Here is a 20,621-nt window from a genome sequence, read left to right as displayed (position 1 = left end):
GCACCGGGCGTGGGGACGGTTGCGCTGGCTTACGACCGCTGGCGCCTATTTGATGAAGTTGTATTGCAGGCTGCCCTGCACCCGGACCGTGTCGCCGCGTGCGCCGCCCTGCTGTTCCAGGCGGCCGTACAGCAGCTCCATGCCCATCGTCCACGACGGCGCGGGGCTCCAGATCAGGTTGAATACGCCGTACCGGCTCTGCCGGAAGGCATCGGCCGCCAGTGCGGCATTCCGCTCCAGGGTCAACTGGCCGAAGATCAGGTTCGATCGCCACAGCTCGGACCAGTAGTGGGTATAGCCGACGAAGCCGCCGTGCAGGTCCAACGCGTCGAGGCGGCCATCGGCACCGACCACCGCGTCCAGCCCGGAGCCGGTCAGGTCGGCGGTATAGCGGCTGAGACCGCGCCCTCCCAGCGCACCGAACAACAGCAGGTCGCGCTCGCCCACCGACGCCGAGCCGCTCAACTGCACGCCGCCAGCCATGCGCCGGTCGCGCTCGTTGTCACCGTCGTATGCCAGGCTGCGTGCCACTGCGCCCAGTTGCAGGTGGCCCCAGTCGCGTTCCATGCGCGCAGTGACGGTCACGTCCGGCAGACGGTTCACTGCAGCGCGCTCTTCGCTGGCACCGGCAAGTTCGGTCTTCGGATCTTCGGCGGCGACGGTCAGGGTGTTGCCCTTGCCCAGCGCAAAGCTATGGTGGATGCCGGCCACCAGCAGATAGCCCGCGCCGCCTGGACCAGCGAAATCCAGCGTGTCGGGCAGGCTGTCCGGATCCATGAAACTGGAATAGCCATAGCCGGCATAGGTGTTGCCGAGCTGGCCATAGGCGTGACGCAGGCGGAATTCGTAGCCATCGCTGCTGCCGAAGAAGTCGTTTTCCAGGTAGAAGCGGAGGTTGCCGTGCGTGGTCGGGCGCCGCGCCTCGAAACTGAAGCGGGTCTGCTTGGCGTGGATGTTGAAGTTGGACACGTCACGGTGGCTGCCACCGACCGGCATCGACGAAGGAATGAACTGGTCCTCGTCACCGGCTGCGCGGGAATCCGCGATGGCATCCAACTTGGCATAGCCGCCGATGCGGATCACCGTATCAGTGCCGGGAATGGCAAAGAACCCCTTCAGATCGGGATCGGTTGGGCCCGCGGCACTGTCCGGTCGCGATGCCGCCGTGGATGGATCGGCGACCGAATCGCGTTGTGGCAATACGGGCTGGGCGACACCCGGCACCTGGGTGGGATGGATCACCCCCGTCGTGGCCGCTGTGGGGGCGAAAGATAACGCTCCGGGCTTCGCCTGTGCCTGCGGCTGCGCCTGGACAGGCGCATGATCCCGCTGCTCCAGCCGATCCAACCGCTGCTGCATGCCTTCCAGCGCCTGGCGCATGGCGGCAATCTCACGCCGCAGTGCCTGCGCATCCTGCTCATCACCCTGTTGCGCGTACGCCGGCATGACCGCCAGTGCCCCAAGACATGCCAGATTCAGTACCGCCATACGCATTGCATCCTCCCCGGACGAACACTCGCATCACGGTTCCGGAGCGCACGCATGCGCCGCCCTGGCCTCGCGTTGCCGTTGCTGGAAATGCGGGTACTGCGTCGACGACACCAGTCAGCCTGCACGCGGCAGACAACAGGACAATGACACTGCCCTGCCTCTATCCATGTCGCTTCCATCAAGGCCGCGCAGCCAGAGAGATGGCGACCGCAGCAGTCTGGGTAACAATCAGGGAGTGAGAGTGTCGTGAATGGCTGTGCCGACCTGCCCGCATCCGGGCAGCCGCGGCGCGGCATCCATGGCGCGTTGACGCTGTATTCCATGCGTCACAGGCTAGTCCGCATGTCGTTTTTGGCCTTGATTGGAATCAAGGCGTGATGTTTGATCTCAGTCACGATTCAGCCGTGACGACGAACAGCCCATGCGCAAGCAGTTGTGTTCGCCTGGGGCTTGGAACGCAACAGGCCCGCACGTCACCATGCGGGCCTGTGGTCGACATCATGATGCAGGCTCAGATCAGCGCGGGCCGAGCACCGTCTGCAGGTCATCCCCCTGCGGCAGACCGGCGCGGCGCTGCACCTGGCCCTGCGCATCCTGGAACAGGATACCCGGCGTGCCCTGGAACCCCATCTCGACCATCAGCACCTGGTTGGCGTCGAGCTTGCCCGCGATGTCGCGGCTGATGCTCGGCAGGGCCTTGATGCCGCCACGGTCGAACTGGTGCTCGTTCTGAAGCAGGGCCGCGCTCGGGTCACGCGCGGAGAGGATCGCTGCCGCCTTGGCCGGACTGTCCTCACGGATGACGCCGACCATGATGTGGCGCAGTTGTACCTTGCCTGCATCCACCCACGGACGCGCCGCCTCCCAGAATTTGTGGCAGTAAGGGCAATTGGCATCGCTGAAGGTGTAGACCACGCGTGGCGCATCGGCCTTGCCGTCAGGCACCCACGCGCTGGCTTCCAGCTTGCTCCACATCCTGGCGGACATCGGCGAGGCGACCAGCTTCTCAACCGCCTCTGCGGCTACATCATTGCCTTCCGCGTCGAACAGACTGCCGACCAGTACGTGCTTGCCATCGGCAGTGACATAGGCCGCCGCCGGCTGCTGGCCACCGACCACGCCAGCGAAGCCCCGCAGGCCTTCGGGGGCATCGAACTCGGCAACGACCTCGAAACCGTGCTTCTCGATGCCCTTCAGCACCGCAGGGCGGTCGCCCTTGTTGGCAGCAGCTGCGGCGCTCGCGGCCGGTGGCGCAGCGCTCTTGCCCGGCGGCGTCTGTGCCTGGCTGCAGGCGGCCAATGCCAGCAGGACCGGCAGCAACAGCACCGCGGGGGCGGCGCGCAGGGAAGTCGACAACATGGGAACTCCGTAGTGAGATGCCCGCGCAGGCTACCGCAGCCGACGCAGTTTGTGTTCAAGACCGGCTGCCGTCAGTTCGCCGAGGTGCAGCTCTCGCAGGCGCCCTTCCGCGTCGAAGAACAGGGTCGAGGGATAGGCCTGCACGCCCAGCGCCGTAGAAGCCGCAGCGTCGCCGTCCAGCAATACGTTGTCCAGCATAAGGCGTTCGCGCGCAACAAAACCCTGGACCTCGTCGAGGGTTTCACCCTGATTGAGGAACACGAACTGCACCTCCGCATGCGCCTCCTGCGCGGCTGCCAATACCGGCATCTCGCGTCGGCAGGGACCACACCAGCTGGCCCAGAGGTTCAACACCAGTGGCTTGCCACGGAACTGCTGCAGATCAACCCTGCCCCCCTCCAGGTCAGCAACCTGCACTGCTGGCAGGGGCATCTGCCGCGCCTGCCATGCGGACAGCAGTTGGCTGCCACCCGCCCACAGCAGCACCCCCGCCAACGACGCGCCCAGCACGGGCATGCGTAACGCCCGCCACGGGCGTAGTCGCCACAGCCCCCATGCCAATCCCGCAACCAGGACGATCACCAGGTGATAACCGCCATCGGCAATCTGCAGAATGCCCCACGGCGCCTCGCGGTACAGCGTGAAGTTCAAGGCTACGAAACTGATGCGGCCGCACAGCAGGCCGACCAGCAACATGTCCAGAACCATGCTGGGTGCAGAAGGCAGCGGCATGCCGTCCTTCCTGCGTGACCACAGGCGAGCCACAGCCATCGCCAGCAAAACGCACGCGAGAATCAACACCACCGGCATCGGCACCGGCCCAACGCTCGACATCAAACCACCTGTTCAATCGTCCACTGACTGCATGGTCGAAGTGTCGCGCCCCGGTTGCAAGCGCGACGATGTTGGCGCCGTCAGGCCGCGCTTCGCCCGTGTTGCATCACCGACGGCGATTGCAGCCCACGCAGGCTGCCCGCCACCGATGGCATCAACGGCCGCTCGCGGCGCTTGCTGTTGACGTGACGCCGATAGTTGGCTGGCGTCATGCCCACGATGCGTAGAAACAACCTGCGGAAAGCACTCTGGTCAGCGTAGCCGACGCCCCAGGCCACCTCGTCGATGCCTGCTCCCTGCTGCAACAGGGTCTGGGCCTTGGCGATGCGCAGCCGTTGGCAGTATTCGATCGGCCGCAGGCCGGTGGCCTTGAGGAACCGCCGCTGCAGCGTGCGCGGCTCCAGCCCGGAAACCTCGCAGATCGCGGCAAGCGTGGCGCCGCGTGCGGCCGTGGTGTGCAGCCAGCGCTGCGCCTTCAACACATCACGATCGCCATGTGCGAAGTTGGCACTGAAGCGTTCAAGATCCTGCTGGATCGTGGCGGGCACGGTGATGCCCAGTTGCTGCGCGACCGCGCTGGCCACGCCCTGCCCATGCAGCCGGTACAGCAGGCGCAGCCCCAGGAAGCGCCAGGCCTGGACCCCACCGACCGTCAGCAGGTCGCCGTCATCCACCAGTGCCCGCTCGCTCGGCACCCAGCTCGCTGCCTGCGCCAGCAGGCCTGGATGGCGCCCCAGATCGGGGCCACTGACCGTGCGTCCCGCCAGCAACCCTGCCCGTGCGAGCACGCTGACGCCATCACTGGCAGCGGCCAGCAGGCTGCCGCCGTCGTAGTGTGCGCGCAGCCAGTCCAGCAGGACCTCGTCCGCGCGCAGGCACGCGCCGGCACTGATCTGGCCGGGAACCGCAATCACGGCCGGAATGGCCGCATCAAGCATTTCCGCACCGGCAATACGATGCACACCGGTCTGGCTGGCCGGCACGATCCAGCGGGTGACCAGCACCCGCTTGAACGGCCGACGCTGCTGCTGGGCCAGGCGATTGGCAACGTGCGCCATTTCGGCCAGAACGGAGGCGGCGGACGGATCACCTCCGGGGTACTCGACCACCGCGATCTCGACGAATCCTTCGTTCCTGAATCCTTCCACAGCCCCTCCTCGCTTCGTTGCAGGCCATCGAACGGCCGGTTCAGGCGAAGGGTAGGAACTGGGCCAGCGGCGGGGCTATGAAGAAAGTTGCAAAGTGCCCTGAATGCGCGCCCCCGGACCCAGCCTTGACTCTCGACCAGACTCCATCCTTCAAAATGACCGGCAGCATCCGCAGGAATCCGCCATGAACATTGGACAACTGGCCCGCCAGGCGGGCGTGCCGATCGATACGGTGCGCTACTACGAACGGCAGCAGCTGCTGCCGACCGCTGCCCGCTCGGCGGGCGGTTACCGCATCTTCGGCGAGCAGGACCTGCGCCGGCTGCGATTCATCCGCCGCGCCAAGGCACTGGGCTTCAGCCTGGAAGAGATCGGCGATCTGCTCGCACTGAGCGATCACCACTCACAGGACATGGCCAGCGTGCGCGATACCGCGCAGGCACGCCTGCAGGACATCTCACAGCGAATGACGGAGCTGCAACGCATGCACACCGCACTTTCGCAGCTGGTCGACGCCTGCCCCGGCCACGGCACCCTGGATCAGTGCCCAATCCTGGCGGCGCTGACCGACGGCGCCGACTGAGTACGTGTGATCGTCGTTCCCTTCGCAACGCGCGTGAAGAAAAGTGCAACAAATGCTTGCCAACCCTCTGGGGCAAGGCTATTATTTCGCTCCTCAGCGACGTGGGGCCATAGCTCAGCTGGGAGAGCGCCTGCATGGCATGCAGGAGGTCAGCGGTTCGATCCCGCTTGGCTCCACCAATCTTTCGGCATTAGGCCGTCGAAAGGTCGCTAAAGAACATTGATGAGAATTGCGTCCCCATCGTCTAGAGGCCTAGGACATCACCCTTTCACGGTGGCGACCGGGGTTCGAATCCCCGTGGGGACGCCACTCATCACGAACAACGAGGACCCGGCCGATAACCGGGTCTTTTTTGTTCACCGCCTACCGGCATTCAGGTTGTGGCGTTGCGGTTCCCCTGCCCTTGGTGGCAAAGGTTGAACCGGGACGAAAAAAAGTTCGAAAAAAGCTTCCACAAACGTGAACACGCAGGTATGATAGGCGGCTCGGTAACACGGGGCCATAGCTCAGCTGGGAGAGCGCCTGCATGGCATGCAGGAGGTCAGCGGTTCGATCCCGCTTGGCTCCACCACTTTCGACATTAGGCCGTCGAAAGTTCTACAACTTGAAGTTTTTCGTGCGTCCCCATCGTCTAGAGGCCTAGGACATCACCCTTTCACGGTGGCGACCGGGGTTCGAATCCCCGTGGGGACGCCAGTTTCAAAACGGACTCTGCTCCTGGCAGATATCCAGAGTTTCATGGGGCCATAGCTCAGCTGGGAGAGCGCCTGCATGGCATGCAGGAGGTCAGCGGTTCGATCCCGCTTGGCTCCACCACTTCGACATTAGGCCGTCGAAGGATCTACAACTTGAAGTTTTCGTGCGTCCCCATCGTCTAGAGGCCTAGGACATCACCCTTTCACGGTGGCGACCGGGGTTCGAATCCCCGTGGGGACGCCAATTCTTGAAAACCCCGGCTTCGGCCGGGGTTTTTCTTTGCCTGTGATTCCTGGGAAGGCCCTATCCACGCATGGCGTGGATCTACTGCAGGGCCCGGGTAGATCCACGCCATGCGTGGATGGCTTCACCCCGCCCACGGCTCAGAACCGCCGATACATCCCGATCGATGCCGGTGCAGTCGGTTCGAAACCAAACTGCGCATACAGCCGATGCGCCTCGCCATCGGCCAGCAGGCTGACGTACGCCGACGGCGGCAGGTTGGCCTGCATCCAGCCGTCCAGCCGCCGCATCACTTCCTTGCCCAGGCCCTGCCCCTGCAAACGCGGCAGCACCGCGATATCACAGACCTGCAGGTGGCAGCCGCCATCGCCGACGATACGGCCCATCGCCACAAGTTCTGCACCCTGGTAAGCGCACACGCCGAACAACGTATTGGGCAGTGCGCGGGCGGCTGCTTCGCGGGACTTGGCGCTGAGGCCTGCGAGCACGCGCAACTGGCAGTAGTCCTCGACCGTGGGTACGGCTTCGCGGAACTGGCAGGTGATGGAATCATTCATGCGGCATCTCCGGATGGGTCGGGCTATCCTGCCGCATCCACGTCGCAGCCGCTGCGACCCAGGCCCACAGAGTCCCATGTGCTATTCCGCCCTGATCCGCGCTGACTACGCCAAACTGGTACGCGAGTTCGGCGCCATCCTGTCGCTGGAGGACTTCGCCGAGCTGTACGCACACGATCCGGGCAAGAAGCGGCCGAAGACCCCGAAGGCGATGGATGACGGATTCGCCGGTGCGCGTACCGAACAGGGGCGGGACATCGTGGCGAAGATCCAGCAATGGCATGCGCAGGAGCAACAGGCACTGGAGGCCGAACTGGCCCGGCAACGCGAACGACGCGATATTGCCCATGCCACGCTGGCCACCCGGCCCACGCAGAAGGCGCGCAACGACCTGCGCGTGGCCGGCAACCGCATCGAGCGCGCACAGGCCCGGCTGGAAGACCTGCATCGGGTACAGCTGCTGCCGCGTGACAACCGCATTTTCCCCGGCACCTACGCACCGGTGATGGTCAGCGAGAACGGCCAGCGCGTGATCAGGCCGATGCGCTACCAGTGCCGGCTGCCGGACAAGCCGGCGCGCAACGACGTGCTTTACCCCGGCACCTACAATGCGCGGCGCGACAGCCTGGAAGGTTACTGGCGGGGTGCGTTCGGACTGCGCCATGGCGTGGTGGTGGTACAGGCGTTCTACGAGCACGTGCCCCGCCACGCCATCGCCGGCCGCACCCTCGGTGCCGACGAAAAGGAACAGGACGTGGTGCTCGAATTCCGTCCCGATCCGCCCCGCGACCTGCTGCTGGCCTGCCTCTGGGCAGAATGGGAAGGACCGGAAGGCCGCCTGCTGTCGTTTGCCACGATCACCGACGCACCGCCCAGCGACGTCGCCGCTGCCGGGCATGACCGCGGCGTAGTGCCGATCCGCAAGGAACACCTCGACGCCTGGCTCAACCCCGAACCGGATGACCTGGCGCGCCAGTACCGCATCCTCGACGACCGCGAGGAGATCCGTTACGTGTACGAGGAAGCGGGCTGAGCGCCGGACGCAAATGAAAAACCCCGCCTGGGCGGGGTTCCTGGATCAGGGGTTGCCGCCACACATCGCAGGCCTGAGTATTCAGGCCTCGGCAGCAGACCCCTGCCAGCGCGCGGCGGACTGCTCAGGCCTTGACGCTGGAGCGACCCACCGCACGCGCCAGCGCGCGTGACAGATCGGCCGACAGGTAGGGCTTGACCAGCAACAGGCCGGCCAACATCGGTGTTGGCAGCTGCTCGGCCAGCATTCCGGTGGCCAGCACGAACGGAATGCCACGTGCCGAAAGCGCTGCAGCCACCGGTTCACTGGTCTCGTTGCGGGCCAGCCGGTAGTCCAGCAGGGCCACGTCAGGAGTGCTCTGCTCCAGCAGCCGCAGGGCCTCGGACACACTCGCTGCGAGGCCAACCACGACCGCACCGGCATGCACCAGCTGCATCTGCAGCAGCGCCGCGCTCATTTCGTCGTTCTCGACCACCAGCACCCTCAGGTCCTGCAACACTGTCATCGGCTACCGCTCCTGGAGGCAATTGCACGCTGGGAGTATAGCTATCAAGGGGCCAATGCCGACAGAAACCGCCCTCATAGGCCCTCCTACTATGCATCGCCTGCCGACCTCGGTTACACTCGCACGCTGCCTGCCGGTGTGGCGGAATGGTATACGCAGCTGACTCAAAATCAGCCGGGGGTGACCCCATGAAGGTTCGAGTCCTTTCACCGGCACCACTGCATCAAAGGCCAGGTCCATGACCTGGCCTTTTGCATTTCCCGGGCCAGAGCGCCGACACTGGCAGGGATGCCCCAGCATGTCCTGCCCACGCTTGCCGACAGCCTTCCCGCGCACTTGCGCATCCTGCTGGCGTCCGATGCCGCCGCCTGGTCCCACTACCTCTCGCTGCCAGGCGTGATCGAGCACACCAGCTGGGGCGACGTTTCCGAACAGGCGCTGGCGCAGCAGATCACCCGCTATCTGGCTGATGCATCCGATCAGCGCTGGGCGCTGGTGGACGCCGACGACCAGCTGATCGGCACCGTCGGCCTGAACGGCATCGACCCACGGCATGGCCGCGGCGAACTCGCCTATGACCTTGACCCACGCTGGCAGGGACAGGGACTGGCCACGCATGCGGCGCGAGCGGTACTCGACTGGGCGCACGGCACCTGTGGGCTGGTTCGCGTCCAGGCGACCGTTCTGGACAGCAATGCCCGCTCGATCGCCCTGCTGGAACGCCTCGGCATGCAGCGCGAGGGGTTGCTGAGCGCCTATCGCCATGTGCGGGGACAGCCCCGCGACTTCTGGATGTATGCCCATATCGAAGACGCTGTGTCATCCCGCTGAAATTCGAATGTGACGCCCAGCAAGGTTTCAAATAGACCGGGCGCACACTTTTCTTGCCAGCCTCACCTACTTCTGCCTATCGTGATCCCAGCCGGATCTGGGGGCGGGGGAATGCATGACGTTGCGTGCGGCACTGTTTTTCATGGTCGCGCACGCGCTCGTCATTGCCTTGATCGGCCCGCAGGACCCGATTGGCTCCTACCTGATGCTGATCACCGCGCCGCTTCTGGCCGCCATGGCCTGCGTGCGGCGCGCGCGCGACAGCCAGGCGGCCTGCAAATGGCGAACGCTGGGCGCTGCCGTCGGCCTGTTCTCTCTGGCCTTGCTGGCCCTGCTGTATCGCAATGTGGCCGGCCTCGGCCCTGCGCAGATGACCGTATCGTCGCTGATCCTGTACGTGTTCTACCGGATCCCTCTGACCTACGTGGCTGCCAGCCCGGGCGGCGGCAACCGCGGTATCCGTGCGGTGGACCTGATGATCATCGCGCTGCTGTGGCTGCTGTACTTCGAGCATACGCGGGCAATGGCGCACCTGAACACCGCCTTGTGGACGCAGTGCCTGCACACCATGAGCAACGTGCAGAACAGCCTGGTGTTCTGCTTCGCGCTGATCCGCTTCCTTGCCGAGGACAATGCCGACCGCCGCGACTTCTTCCGCACGTTGACGATCTACGCGCTGAGCTACTTCCTGCTGGCGTTCTACATCAACACCTGGCAGCCGCAGGTACCCGAGGGTGGCTGGGGGGACCTGCTGATCAGCGGATTGTTCGTGCTGCTGGCGATGCTGGCCGGCAGCACGCACCGCCCACCGGCGGAGGCTGTGCCGCGCAGCCTCCGTCGCATCGTCGATGCCGGCGTGCCGCTGATGCTGCCGTTGCTGCTGATGATGGTGGCTCTGCTGGTGGCACGCCTGCAGCCGGCCCTGGCCACAGTGGGGTTCATCGGCGCCATGCTCGGCTATGCCCTGCGCAGCGTACTGACCCAGGTGCAGATCCAGCGCGAGCGCGACGAACTGGCGCTGCTGGCCCGGCGCGATCCGTTGACCGGTCTGGGCAACCGGCGCAATTTCGATGAATCGCTCGGCAGCGCGCACGGCCGCGCCCGTCGCCAGGGCGTGGGGCTGGCGGTGCTGATGATCGACATCGATCACTTCAAGCGACTCAACGACACCTACGGCCACCCGGAAGGCGATCGCCGCCTGCAGGCGGTCGCCGCAATCCTCGATGGCTGCCTGCAACGCGGTGATGACCTCCTGGCCCGCTACGGGGGCGAGGAGTTCATCGCCGCCCTGCCCGCGCCCGACGCCGCCCATGCCCTGAGCCTGGGCGAGCGCCTGCGCGCCGCCGTGGAAGCCGCCGCCCTGCCCGCCACCGAGGCCCACGTGACCATCAGCATCGGCGTGGCCTGGCAGGCTGCGCATGAGGCGGGCGACCCGCGCGGCCTGGTCGAGCGGGCCGACCAAGCCCTGTACCAGGCCAAGCATGCCGGCCGCAACTGCGTGCATGCTGCCCCGGCCATCGAGGCCGGGGAACAACACGCCAATCGGCGCGCCTAGACCGCGCGCAGCACCGCCCCACCGTGCAGGTGCCCGGCCCCGCCCTGCACCCGGAAGCTGGCCACCGTCTGCAGCAGCTGCGCCGACTGCTCTTCCATGCTCCGCGCTGCGGCCGAGGCTTCCTCGACCAGCGCGGCGTTCTGCTGGGTGCCCTGATCGATCAGATCGACGGCATGGTTCATCTGCTGGATGTCGTCGCTCTGCTGCTGCGCGGCCGTGCTGATCTCGGACATCAGATCACTGACACGGCGCACATTGACCACGATCTCGTCCATGGTGCGTCCGGCGCTCTCAACCTGCGCGGTACCGGCGCCGACATTGGCCACCGACGCATCGATCAGCTGCTTGATCTCCTTCGCGGCACTGGCCGAGCGCTGCGACAGTTCGCGGATCTCGGTGGCGACCACGGCGAAGCCACGCCCGTGTTCGCCCGCACGCGCTGCTTCCACCGCCGCGTTCAACGCAAGGATGTTGGTCTGGAAAGCAATGCCGTCGATCACGCCGATGATGTCGACGATGCGCCGCGAGGACGCGTTGATCACGGCCATGGTCTCGACCACTTCGTGCACCACGTTGCCACCGCGGGCAGCGACATCAGCAGCACCACCGGCCAGCTGACTGGCCTGCCGTGCGTTGGTCGCGGTGCGCTGCACGGTCTCGGCCAGGCCCTTCATCGACACCGCAGTCTCCTCCAGCGACGCGGCCTGCTGCTCGGTGCGCTGCGACAGATCGCTGTTGCCCTGCGCGATCTCGGTGGCACCGACGGCGATGGTGTCGGCGGCGAACTTGATCTGGGCGATGATCGCGGCCATCGCCTCCACCAACGAATTCACGCCTTCGCACAGCTCGGCGATCGGCCCGTTCTTGTCGGCAGTGGCCACGCGCCGGGTCAGGTCGCCCTCCTTCGCGGCCGCCACCACTTCACGGGTCTGCGCCACGGCACGTTGCATGGCCTGGTTCTCATGCACCTGCGCGGTGATGTCGGTGGCGTACTTGACCACCTTGAACGGCTTTCCGTTGAGATCCAGGATCGGGTTGTAGGACGCCTGGATCCAGACCTCGCGCCCGCCCTTGCCGAGGCGCCGGTACTGGCCGGCATCGTATTCGCCACGGCCGAGCTTCTCCCAGAACTGGCGATACTCGGCACTGCCACGATACTCGGGCTCGACGAACAGCGAGTGGTGCTGGCCACGCACGTCGTCCAGGCTGTAGCCGGTGGCGGCCAGGAAGTTGTCGTTGGCCGAAAGGATGCGGCCGTCCATGCCGAACTCGATCACCGCCTGCGACTTGTCGATCGCCGCCAGCTGCCCGGCCGAGTCGGCTGCCTGCAGCTTCTGCGCAGTGATGTCGGTGGCGAACTTGACGACCTTGTAAGGCCGCCCCTGCCGGTCCAGCACCGGGTTGTACGAGGCCTGGATCCAGATCTCGCGCTGGCCCTTGCCGAAGCGCCGGTACTGGCCAGCGTCATATTCGCCACGCCCCAGCCGCGCCCAGAACTCGCGGTACTCGGCGCTGCGCGCCTGCTCGGGATCGACGAACAGGGAATGATGCCTGCCCTGGATCTCCTCCAGCCGGTACCCCATCGCCTGCAGGAAATTGTCATTGGCCTGCAGGATGGTTCCGTCGAGCGCGAACTCGATGACGGCCTGCACGCGATGCAGCGCGGCCACCTGCGCTTCCAGCTCGGTGCGGTCGGTCACCGCCTTCTCTGTGCGGGTGCGTTGCTGTGGCGCCAGTACGCCAAGCAGCGCACGCCACGGCGACCAACGGGTATGCAGCTCGGCCGGCGCCTGCGCGCCCGCCGTGAAGCCTGGAATGAGCATTGTCTGATCCTCGGTGTCCGGTAAGCGGTTGTGACCCGACGGGCGGGATGCCCGGCGGCAACATCAGTTGCCAGGGACTACAGGTGCCAACCGGCACCTCTCGAGCGACTGCCAAGAACGTCTGCTGCGGCTGCGATCGGGATCTGGAAGCGGCGGAACACACTGCGCGGACCGCCCATCGGGGGCAGTCTGGGGTCCTGCGGCGGGTAACTGGAGCGGGATCCAGAGGGAGTATCGGCGATGCCGTCGGCCGCTTTAGCGGCATTCCGCGACGTCCGTCGCAACTCCGTCCATTACAGGCGGAATGCGGTGGACGATTGCCGTGTACTTCACACCTTTCTCACGTGCCTCCGCCTTCACACCGAGGCATTGGGCCAATGAACGGCTGGACCGGATCCGTTCCGCCACCGGTTGGCGGAACGCTGTACAGCGCAGGCGCCGGGAGGCAGCCGACCACATCGCCCACACAAGGATGCAGCTCAAGGAAAAAAGGTTTACATGACCGATGCGGGGTTCGCCCGCAGGGGAAAACGACCAGCATGAAGGTCCCGCAGGATGCTCATCTACATGGAGATCGCATGTCCCCTCGCTTTGCCAGCCTTCTTCTCCTGGCCCTATGCAGCAGCAATGCGCTGGCCACCGGCATCGCCTATCGACCGGCCTTCCACCCGGACCAGCTGAAGGGACCGCCCGCAGGACGCCCGAACGAAGTGCTGGTGCTGGGCAGCCCACACCTGTCCAGCCTGCCGGAGACCTTCACGCCGGCGATGCTGGAACCTCTGCTGCAGCGCCTGGAAGCCTGGCGGCCCACCGCGATCGCAGTGGAGAACCTGTCCGGCCTGCAGTGTGACTTCATGCGCCGCAATCCGGCCCGATACGCGGAGAGCGTCGCGGACTACTGCGTCGACCCGGCACCGGCGCAGGCCGCCACCGGTCTGGACGTGCCCAGCGCCAACGTGGAAATGGAACGCCTGCTTGCAGATTGGCCCAAGGCGCCAAGCGCTGCCCAGCGACGTCGCTTGGCCGCAGTCTTCCTGGCTGCGGGCGAGAGCAGCTCGGCAGTCGTCCAATGGCTGCGGCTGCCCCGGGAAGAGCGCCGTGCGGCCGACAGCCTGACTCCGGAGCTGGTGCAATTCCTCGACACGCGCATGACCCGCCGCAACGAGGCCGTCTTGGTGGCCGGCGTGCTTGCCGCACGCCTCGGACTGGAGCGCCTGTGGTCGGTGGACGACCACACTGCGGATTCGCCCACACCGGAATCGCGGCAGAAGGCCTACGCTGCCGCCATACGCGGCGCCTGGGACAACGCCTTCGTCAAAGCACGCAGGGCGGCTGATGAACGGCTCGAAGCCAATCTTGTTCAACCGGAAGGATTGTTCGCGATGTATCGCGCCTACAACGCACCCGAGACCGCGATGGTGGCGTTCAACAGCGACTTCGGCGCGACGCTTGTCGAACCCTCACCGGAAGGCTTCGGCCGCAACTACCTGGGCTACTGGGAAACCCGTAACCTGCGCATGGTCGCCAACATGCGCGACGTGCTCGGCCAGCATCCAGGCACCCGCATGCTGACCATCGTCGGCGCGTCACACAAGGGCTATTACGAGGCTTACCTCAACCTGATGCATGACGTGCAGCTGGTCAGTTCGGATGAAGTACTGCGCTGACGCAACTGCGCATGGGGGATGCGATAACCATCCACCGCATCACTCCACCGCGTTCCTGCCCGCCCGCCACAGCATGATGCTGGCGGCACCGATGCAGGACAGCGTGAACACCAGCAAGGCGACCGCGCCGCCCTGCAGCACCGGCAGCAGGGCCTGCGCGTGCAGGTCGCCGCGCAGCTGTTCCGCACGCAGGCAGGCGGCCAGGGCCAGGCACCAGCCGACCATTGCCGGGGCGTAGGCACGCAGCGTCACCGGGTTGCAGACATTCATGGGACCACCTGTAGGAGGGGAAGTACGCGGAGTATTCGCGCACGCCCTCTCACAGGTTGAGATCAGCCCTCGGTCGGATCGATGTCGCCGCCCGGCAGCTCACTCGCCTCGCCCTGTACCTGCACGTTGTTGCGGCCCATTGCCTTGGCCCGGTAGCACTGGGCATCGGCCGCCGCCACGGCCTGGTCGACGCTCATCCCGCCCGTCAAGGGCGCGATGCCGATGCTGGCGCCCACATGCAGGCGGTCCTGGTCCCACGGAATCGACAGCGACGCCAGGGTGTGCAGCAGCTCGCCGCCAATGCGCGCTGCACGACGCGGCGTGCAACCGGACAGGATCACCGCGAACTCATCGCCACCCAGCCGCGCCACCACATCCGAATCCCGCACGCCGTGGCGCAGCACGCTGGCCACCGCCCACAGCACGGCGTCACCGGCCAGATGGCCCCAAGTGTCGTTGACCGGCTTGAAGCGGTCCAGGTCGATGTACATCAGCGAGGCGGCCTGGCCGGTACGCTCCACGCGGGTGATCGCCTGCTGCAGATGCACCTCGAAGCCACGACGGTTGCTCAGCTCGGTCAGCGGATCGATCTCGGCCAGGTGGCGGGCTTCGCGCTGCCGCGCCCGCTGCTGGGTGTCGTCGCGCAGCACCCACACCGCGCCGCGCACATGGCCCTCGTCATCGCGCAGCCAGGCGCGGGTCAGATCGACCGGGATCGTGGCCGTGCCCAGGCGCAGCAGAAGGTCAGCATGCAGGTCCACCGCATTGCTTTCCGGGTCCAGCAGCACGGATACATCAAGCACCGAGCCGGGCGCGTATTCGGTGGTCAGCGCCAGTACGTCCTGCACGTTGTGCCCTGCCAGCGACAGCGCGCCATCACCGGCGAGGGTGCGGACAGCAGCGGCGTTGGCGTAATCGATACGACCGTCCAGACTGACGCTGAGCACCAGATCGGCCACGGCATCGAGGGTGATGCGGCTGCGCTGCTCGCTCTCGAACAGGCGCTGTTCGCTGCTGCGCTGGGCGCTGATGTCCTGGATCTGCGACACGAAATGCAACGGCTCGCCATGCTCGTTGCGCACCAGCGAGACCGACAGCCGCGCCCAGATCACCTTGCCGTCGCGATCGAGATAGCGCTTTTCCAGGTGATAGTGACTGCGCCGCCCGGCCAGCAGATCCTGCACCAGGGCCAGGTCGGCCTGCAGGTCATCGGGGTGGGTCAGGCGTTGGAAATCAACCTGCAGCAGTTCCTCGCGGGGGTAGCCCAGGATCCGGCACAGGGCGTCATTGACGTCCAGCCAGCGCCCCTCCAGCGACACCAGCGCCATGCCCAGCGCCGCCGACGTGAACGCACCGGCGAATTTCTCCGCCGCCAGGCGTGCTTCGGCACGTGCCTGCAGGATCTCGGTGATGTCGATGGACATGCCGACGTAGCCGATGCGAGCGCCGCCGGCACCATCCATGCGGCTGATCGACAGGCGCACCTGGCGTGGCTGGCCGTCCTTGCGCCGCAATGTCCATTGCCTTGAATAGGTCTGCGCATCGGCACGGGCGCTGAGGGCTTCAAACGCGCCCGGCAGGCGTCCGTCCGCAGCCGCCAGCGGGCGCAGCCATGCCGCCAACTCGTCCGGATCGTGGAAATCACCCAGCCGCCGCTGTCCGACCACTTCCTCCGCGCTGTATCCCAGCAGGCGTTGCGCACCGGTATTGAACAGGGTAATGGTGCCTTCGGTATCGGTCGCGATTACCGCCACCTCGTCGGACGCATCGACCACGGCCTGCAGCCGCTGCCGGCTTTCGGCGGCGTCCTGCCGCGCCTGCTGCAGCTCGGTCACGTCGGCATGCGCACCGGCCATCCACAGCGGTCGTCCCTGCCCATCCCATTCGAACACGCGGCCACGGTCGTGGATCCATATCCACTGGCCGTTCTTGTGGCGCATGCGGAGCAGGCAGGCATAGTTGTCGCTGCGGCCTTCAAAATGATCCTCAAGTGCCGCGTCGGACAGGACGATGTCATCGGGATGGACCAGCTTCAGGAACGTCTTCTGGCACACCGGCTCCAGCTCTTCCAGGCGATAACCGACGATCTCCGCCCAGCGCGCATTGACCCGCATCTCGCCGGTCTGCACGTTCCACTCCCAGGTGCCGGCGGCGGTGCCGTCAATGATCATCGCCAGGCGACGACGCTCTTCGGCCAGCGCCTGCAGGCGCCGCTCCAGCAACCCGTTGCCGTTGGTTCCCTGGCCGGCCATCAACCCGTACCCCGGCCCGCACAGGGAGGCAGCGGCCGCAGCGCGACGCTGCAGACCTCAACGAAGACGACGGGTCCTGCTGGCGTCATGGCCCTCCCCAGCAACAGCGGGGTGGCCGGACGCCTCCCCTCAAGCGCAAGTGTGCGCAATCACGGGGAAAATCGACAAGTCCCCCGCCACGAATCAAGCGTGACGGGGAACACGGTCCTCAACTGCGCTTGGCGCGGGCGAAGGCCTCGGCCAAGGCATTGTTGGCCGGGGGCGCGGACGCGGCGGGACGGCCGCCATTGCCCTGGCCCCGGTTCGGCCCGCGGTTCTGGCCGCCTGCATCGCGGCGCGGACCCTGCCCATGGCCGCGCTCATCACGCTGGCCCGGGCGGCTGCTGGCTTGGCCGGGGGTATCATCCAGGCGCCGGGTCAGGGCGATGCGCTTGCGCGCCACGTCCACCTCCAGCACCTTCACCTTGACGATATCGCCGGCCTTGACCACGTCGCGCGGGTCCTTCACGAACGTATCGGACAGGGCCGAAATGTGGATCAGGCCATCCTGGTGCACACCGATATCGACGAAGGCACCAAAGGCCGCCACGTTGCTTACCACACCCTCGAGCACCATGCCCTCGCGCAGATCCTTGATGTCCTCGACGCCCTCGGCGAAGCGTGCCGCCTTGAACTCGGGGCGTGGGTCTCGGCCCGGCTTCTCCAGTTCCTTGAGGATGTCACGCACGGTCGGCACGCCAAAGGTGGCATCGGTGAACTGCTCGGCCTTCAGGCCGCGCAGGAAGCTGCCATCACCGATCAGCGCCTTGATCGGGCGCGCGGTGCTGGTCACGATGCGCTCGACCACCGGGTAGGCCTCGGGGTGTACCGCCGAAGCATCCAGCGGCTCATCACCGTCGGCAATGCGCAGGAAGCCCGCGCACTGTTCAAAGGTCTTCTCGCCCAGGCGCGCCACCTTCAGCAGGTCCTTGCGGCGCTTGAACGGGCCGTTCGCATCACGGTGGCGCACGATGTTCTCGGCCACCGTGGCCGACAGGCCGGACACCCGCGACAACAGTGCAGCCGAAGCGGTGTTCACGTACACGCCCACCGCGTTCACGCAGTCCTCCACGCGGGCATCCAGCGCGCGCGCCAGACGGTACTGGTCCACATCGTGCTGGTACTGGCCGACACCGATGGCCTTGGGTTCGATCTTCACCAGTTCGGCCAGCGGGTCCTGCAGGCGGCGGGCGATCGACACCGCCCCACGTAGCGACACGTCCAGCTCCGGGAACTCCCTGGCCGCGAACTCGGACGCCGAGTACACCGACGCGCCGGCCTCGCTGACCACCACCTTCTGCAGCGTCGGGTTGCCAGCGGCCTTGATCGCTTCGCCGGCCAGCTTGTCGGTTTCACGGCTGGCGGTGCCGTTGCCGATCGCGATCAGTTCCACGTTGTGCTTGGCGCACAGCTGCTTGATCGTCTGCAGCGACTGCTCCCACTGGCGGCGCGGCTCGTGCGGGTAGATGGTGTCGGTGGCCACCAGCTTGCCGGTGGCATCGACCACGGCGATCTTGCAGCCGGTGCGGATGCCCGGGTCCAGTCCGAGCACGGTCTTCGGGCCGGCGGGTGCCGCCAGCAACAGGTCCTTCAGGTTGTCGCCGAACACCGCGATGGCCTCGGCTTCGGCCTTCTCGCGGGCCTGGTTGAACAGGTCCAGCAGCAGGTGCGTGTGCAGCTTGGCGCGCCAGGTGAGCCGGCAGGCGTCCAGCAGCCAGCGGTCGGCGGCGCGGCCCTGGTCGGCGATGCCGGCCCTGCGCGCCACGCGCCCTTCGGCGTACTGGTGGCCGGCCTCGGCATCACTGCCGGGGTCCAGCTCCAGGAACAGGATCTCCTCGCGGCGCGCGCGAAACAGCGCCAGCAGCCGGTGCGAGGGAATCTTCGCCAACGACTCGGCGTGATCGAAGTAATCGCGGTACTTGGCGCCTTCGGTTTCCTTGCCCTCGGCCACGCGCGCGCGGATCACGCCGGTTTCGCCCAGCCAGGTGCGCAGTTCGCCGACCAGCGCGGCGTCTTCACCCCAGCGCTCCATCAGGATCGCGCGCGCACCTTCCAGCGCAGCCTTGGTGTCGGCCACGCCTTTTTCGGCATTGACGAAGCTGGCCGCAAAGCTCTGCGGGTCCTGCGTCGGGTCGGCCAGCAGGCCATCGGCCAGCGGCTCCAGCCCCGCCTCGCGGGCGATCTGGGCGCGGGTACGGCGCTTGGGCTTGTACGGCAGATACAGGTCTTCCAGACGGCTCTTGGTATCGGCGGCCAGGATGTCGTTGCGCAGTTCGTCGCTGAGCTTGCCCTGTTCGCCGATGCTGGCCAGCACCGCTGCGCGACGGTCCTCCAGCTCGCGCAGGTAGGTCAGGCGCACTTCCAGGTTGCGCAGCTGGGTGTCGTCCAGGCCGCCGGTCACTTCCTTGCGGTAGCGCGCGATGAACGGAACGCTGGCGCCCTCGTCGAGCAGGCCGACGGCGGCGCGCACCTGGGCGGACTGGGCACCGATCTCGTCGGCGATGGTCTGGGCGATCTGCTGGGCGAGCGCGCTCTGGGCGTTCTTGGCGTCGTGCATTGCTTCAGGTCTGTGCCGCATTACGGGAAGACCCCATTCTGGCAACCCGCGACGGAGCCGGACAAGGCATTGACAGGGCGCAAGGTTCAGCGGCGTAGCCGGATTGGACGCCGGCATCCTGGCAAAGCGCGGGCCCGGACTGGCCCTGGGCTGGGATGCCGGCGCGGGCGCGCGATGGTTGGCGCGCCCTGCCGCGTGTTACGAAGGTCAGCGGTAGTGGCGGGCGGCGCGCTGCATGACGATCTCGTCACGCATGCCTTCCAGGGCCATCAGGCGGACCTTGCCGACACCCTGCAGTTCCATGAACCGCTCCGTGTAGAACTCCGGCCCCAGCGCGGTGTCGGCGCGGGATTTGCTGAAGCCGTAGGGCACCACGCCCTTCTCGCCATCCTTGCTACCACCGACATAAAGAACGATTGCCATGTGATGTATTCCTCCAAATTGCTACTGCGTACTGCACTCGATGAGCGATGCTGCGAGCTCATCGAGGGAGAGCTTACCGCGTCGAACCTGACTGGAACGTCACGAAGGCTAATGACGATCGGTTGCACGCAGATGACGGCGGGATCGCAGCAAAATGCTTACGGATCTTTAACTTTCGGCTAACGAATCAGTACGGGATTCCCGCCAACGGCGCAGCCCCTCGTGGCTTGGTCGCGAAGTGCGTTTCATGTGATTGGTCAGGGCGGGATGGGGTCGCGGGACACGCCGTAAACCCATCCATGGGGGCTCGATGGCGCCATCCATGGCGCCAACGGTCCCGCGACCTCATCCCGCCCTGCCCCTGACAGGTTCCGTGCGCGTCCAACCACGGAAAAGAAAAAAAAAGACCAAAAGCAAAAGCGGCCTGGCCGGCTCGCTTTTTGTAGAGCCGAGCCCATGCTCGGCTGCTTTCAGGCCAGTCCGCGAAGCCGAGCGCAGGCTCGGCTCTACACGAGCAAGCGAAGCGCGCGACCCGCTTCTGCTGTTCTTTTTCTTTTCCGTGGCTTGGCGCACACGGGAACTGTCAGCGGCCGGGTGGGTGGGGCTGGCGGGGTATCCGCGGCATGGGTCGGGCGCATGCGCCCGACGGGTTGGGCAGGACGCCCAACCCCGGTCTTGCCGTGTGCGCAGGACAGCGCACACGTGCAAGCCGCGGCTAAGCCCCCATGGATGGGTTCACGGCGTCCCCGCCGGCC

General features: G+C 66.2%; 16 protein-coding genes and 7 tRNA genes. 12 read left to right on the top strand and 11 right to left on the bottom strand.

The annotated features are described in order from the left end of the window. Positions 1–45: 45 nt before the first annotated feature. The 4 genes from ACTXG9_RS16695 to ACTXG9_RS16680 all read right to left on the bottom strand — a co-directional run bounded on the left by ACTXG9_RS16695 (position 46) and on the right by ACTXG9_RS16680 (position 4,832). Positions 46–1,494: a DcaP family trimeric outer membrane transporter gene (locus tag ACTXG9_RS16695; RefSeq protein WP_180877637.1), complete on the bottom strand. Its 1,449-nt coding sequence runs from the start codon at positions 1,492–1,494 to the stop codon at positions 46–48. A 513-nt stretch (positions 1,495–2,007) separates the two neighbouring features. Beyond that, a complete protein-coding gene (gene dsbG, locus ACTXG9_RS16690; RefSeq protein ID WP_134730743.1) occupies positions 2,008–2,850 on the bottom strand; it encodes a thiol:disulfide interchange protein DsbG in 843 nt (280 codons plus the stop codon). Between the two features lie 30 nt (positions 2,851–2,880). Beyond that, positions 2,881–3,684 carry a TlpA disulfide reductase family protein gene (locus ACTXG9_RS16685; protein WP_021204509.1) on the bottom strand — a complete coding sequence of 268 codons (804 nt, stop codon included), beginning with the start codon at positions 3,682–3,684 and terminating at the stop codon, positions 2,881–2,883. Between the two features lie 80 nt (positions 3,685–3,764). After that, entirely contained in the window at positions 3,765–4,832 is a 1,068-nt protein-coding gene (locus ACTXG9_RS16680; RefSeq protein WP_019660248.1) for a GlxA family transcriptional regulator, read from the bottom strand. Between the two features lie 184 nt (positions 4,833–5,016). Between ACTXG9_RS16680 and ACTXG9_RS16675 the strand changes: the two genes are divergently transcribed. The 7 genes from ACTXG9_RS16675 (at position 5,017) to ACTXG9_RS16645 (ending at position 6,354) form a co-directional block, all read left to right on the top strand. Next, positions 5,017–5,415, top strand: coding sequence for a heavy metal-responsive transcriptional regulator (locus ACTXG9_RS16675; RefSeq protein WP_111099246.1), 399 nt, complete (start codon positions 5,017–5,019; stop codon positions 5,413–5,415). Positions 5,416–5,518: 103 nt separating this feature from the next. After that, positions 5,519–5,594: transfer RNA gene (locus tag ACTXG9_RS16670), tRNA-Ala, on the top strand. Positions 5,595–5,648: 54 nt separating this feature from the next. Next, a tRNA-Glu gene (locus ACTXG9_RS16665) sits at positions 5,649–5,724 on the top strand. A gap of 186 nt (positions 5,725–5,910) precedes the next feature. Then, a tRNA-Ala gene (locus tag ACTXG9_RS16660) sits at positions 5,911–5,986 on the top strand. A 49-nt stretch (positions 5,987–6,035) separates the two neighbouring features. After that, positions 6,036–6,111, top strand: a tRNA-Glu gene (locus ACTXG9_RS16655). Between the two features lie 44 nt (positions 6,112–6,155). Then, a tRNA-Ala gene (locus ACTXG9_RS16650) sits at positions 6,156–6,231 on the top strand. 47 nt (positions 6,232–6,278) lie between these two features. Further along, positions 6,279–6,354 (top strand) — tRNA-Glu (locus ACTXG9_RS16645). A 140-nt stretch (positions 6,355–6,494) separates the two neighbouring features. Here the strand turns inward: ACTXG9_RS16645 and ACTXG9_RS16640 are convergent. Then, on the bottom strand, positions 6,495–6,911 hold the full coding sequence (locus ACTXG9_RS16640) for a GNAT family N-acetyltransferase (RefSeq protein WP_072167443.1): 417 nt from the start codon (positions 6,909–6,911) through the stop codon (positions 6,495–6,497). Between the two features lie 76 nt (positions 6,912–6,987). Here ACTXG9_RS16640 and ACTXG9_RS16635 point away from each other — a divergent pair, with 76 nt between their 5' ends. After that, the gene (locus ACTXG9_RS16635) at positions 6,988–7,944 is read left to right on the top strand and encodes an SOS response-associated peptidase family protein (RefSeq protein ID WP_005417123.1); all 957 of its coding nucleotides are present in this window, start codon (positions 6,988–6,990) and stop codon (positions 7,942–7,944) included. A 124-nt stretch (positions 7,945–8,068) separates the two neighbouring features. Here the strand turns inward: ACTXG9_RS16635 and ACTXG9_RS16630 are convergent, their stop codons facing one another. Continuing rightward, positions 8,069–8,449, bottom strand: a complete 381-nt coding sequence (locus tag ACTXG9_RS16630; RefSeq protein ID WP_111177286.1) for a response regulator — start codon at positions 8,447–8,449, stop codon at positions 8,069–8,071. Positions 8,450–8,581: 132 nt separating this feature from the next. Here ACTXG9_RS16630 and ACTXG9_RS16625 point away from each other — a divergent pair. The 3 genes from ACTXG9_RS16625 (at position 8,582) to ACTXG9_RS16615 (ending at position 10,835) form a co-directional block, all read left to right on the top strand. After that, positions 8,582–8,667 (top strand) — tRNA-Leu (locus ACTXG9_RS16625). A 70-nt stretch (positions 8,668–8,737) separates the two neighbouring features. Next, positions 8,738–9,280 carry a GNAT family N-acetyltransferase gene (locus ACTXG9_RS16620; protein WP_456115804.1) on the top strand — a complete coding sequence of 181 codons (543 nt, stop codon included), beginning with the start codon at positions 8,738–8,740 and terminating at the stop codon, positions 9,278–9,280. A gap of 115 nt (positions 9,281–9,395) precedes the next feature. Next, the gene (locus ACTXG9_RS16615) at positions 9,396–10,835 is read left to right on the top strand and encodes a GGDEF domain-containing protein (protein ID WP_111099249.1); all 1,440 of its coding nucleotides are present in this window, start codon (positions 9,396–9,398) and stop codon (positions 10,833–10,835) included. Here ACTXG9_RS16615 and ACTXG9_RS16610 read toward each other — a convergent pair. Next, positions 10,832–12,658: a methyl-accepting chemotaxis protein gene (locus tag ACTXG9_RS16610; RefSeq protein ID WP_456115803.1), complete on the bottom strand. Its 1,827-nt coding sequence runs from the start codon at positions 12,656–12,658 to the stop codon at positions 10,832–10,834. The genes ACTXG9_RS16615 and ACTXG9_RS16610 overlap by 4 nt on opposite strands. A 578-nt stretch (positions 12,659–13,236) precedes the next feature. Between ACTXG9_RS16610 and ACTXG9_RS16605 the strand changes: the two genes are divergently transcribed. Next, complete coding sequence (locus ACTXG9_RS16605) at positions 13,237–14,325, top strand: DUF5694 domain-containing protein (RefSeq protein WP_021204527.1); 1,089 nt, start codon at positions 13,237–13,239, stop codon at positions 14,323–14,325. A 39-nt stretch (positions 14,326–14,364) separates the two neighbouring features. Here the strand turns inward: ACTXG9_RS16605 and ACTXG9_RS16600 are convergent, their stop codons facing one another. The 4 genes from ACTXG9_RS16600 to ACTXG9_RS16585 form a co-directional block, all read right to left on the bottom strand. Beyond that, positions 14,365–14,595 carry a hypothetical protein gene (locus tag ACTXG9_RS16600; protein WP_019660256.1) on the bottom strand — a complete coding sequence of 77 codons (231 nt, stop codon included), beginning with the start codon at positions 14,593–14,595 and terminating at the stop codon, positions 14,365–14,367. 62 nt (positions 14,596–14,657) lie between these two features. Then, complete coding sequence (locus ACTXG9_RS16595) at positions 14,658–16,847, bottom strand: PAS domain S-box protein (RefSeq protein ID WP_197575819.1); 2,190 nt, start codon at positions 16,845–16,847, stop codon at positions 14,658–14,660. A 208-nt stretch (positions 16,848–17,055) separates the two neighbouring features. Further along, the gene (locus ACTXG9_RS16590) at positions 17,056–19,443 is read right to left on the bottom strand and encodes a Tex family protein (RefSeq protein WP_456115802.1); all 2,388 of its coding nucleotides are present in this window, start codon (positions 19,441–19,443) and stop codon (positions 17,056–17,058) included. 207 nt (positions 19,444–19,650) lie between these two features. Further along, complete coding sequence (locus tag ACTXG9_RS16585; protein WP_005410085.1) at positions 19,651–19,866, bottom strand: hypothetical protein; 216 nt, start codon at positions 19,864–19,866, stop codon at positions 19,651–19,653. Positions 19,867–20,621 lie beyond the last annotated feature (755 nt).

The sequence above is a fragment of the Stenotrophomonas maltophilia group sp. LNF247 genome (genome assembly GCF_054083135.1).
Note: the sequence above shows the minus strand (reverse complement) of the source record. Positions and strands in the feature narration are given on the sequence as shown.

Coding starts and splice junctions, on each gene's coding strand:
- ACTXG9_RS16695 (WP_180877637.1), bottom strand. CDS start 1,494: ATGCGTATGGCGGTACTGAATCTGGCATGTCTTGGGGCACTGGCGGTC.
- dsbG (WP_134730743.1), bottom strand. CDS start 2,850: ATGTTGTCGACTTCCCTGCGCGCCGCCCCCGCGGTGCTGTTGCTGCCG.
- ACTXG9_RS16685 (WP_021204509.1), bottom strand. CDS start 3,684: ATGTCGAGCGTTGGGCCGGTGCCGATGCCGGTGGTGTTGATTCTCGCG.
- ACTXG9_RS16675 (WP_111099246.1), top strand. CDS start 5,017: ATGAACATTGGACAACTGGCCCGCCAGGCGGGCGTGCCGATCGATACG.
- ACTXG9_RS16640 (WP_072167443.1), bottom strand. CDS start 6,911: ATGAATGATTCCATCACCTGCCAGTTCCGCGAAGCCGTACCCACGGTC.
- ACTXG9_RS16635 (WP_005417123.1), top strand. CDS start 6,988: ATGTGCTATTCCGCCCTGATCCGCGCTGACTACGCCAAACTGGTACGC.
- ACTXG9_RS16630 (WP_111177286.1), bottom strand. CDS start 8,449: ATGACAGTGTTGCAGGACCTGAGGGTGCTGGTGGTCGAGAACGACGAA.
- ACTXG9_RS16620 (WP_456115804.1), top strand. CDS start 8,738: ATGCCCCAGCATGTCCTGCCCACGCTTGCCGACAGCCTTCCCGCGCAC.
- ACTXG9_RS16615 (WP_111099249.1), top strand. CDS start 9,396: ATGACGTTGCGTGCGGCACTGTTTTTCATGGTCGCGCACGCGCTCGTC.
- ACTXG9_RS16610 (WP_456115803.1), bottom strand. CDS start 12,658: ATGCTCATTCCAGGCTTCACGGCGGGCGCGCAGGCGCCGGCCGAGCTG.
- ACTXG9_RS16605 (WP_021204527.1), top strand. CDS start 13,237: ATGTCCCCTCGCTTTGCCAGCCTTCTTCTCCTGGCCCTATGCAGCAGC.
- ACTXG9_RS16600 (WP_019660256.1), bottom strand. CDS start 14,595: ATGAATGTCTGCAACCCGGTGACGCTGCGTGCCTACGCCCCGGCAATG.
- ACTXG9_RS16595 (WP_197575819.1), bottom strand. CDS start 16,847: ATGGCCGGCCAGGGAACCAACGGCAACGGGTTGCTGGAGCGGCGCCTG.
- ACTXG9_RS16590 (WP_456115802.1), bottom strand. CDS start 19,443: ATGCACGACGCCAAGAACGCCCAGAGCGCGCTCGCCCAGCAGATCGCC.
- ACTXG9_RS16585 (WP_005410085.1), bottom strand. CDS start 19,866: ATGGCAATCGTTCTTTATGTCGGTGGTAGCAAGGATGGCGAGAAGGGC.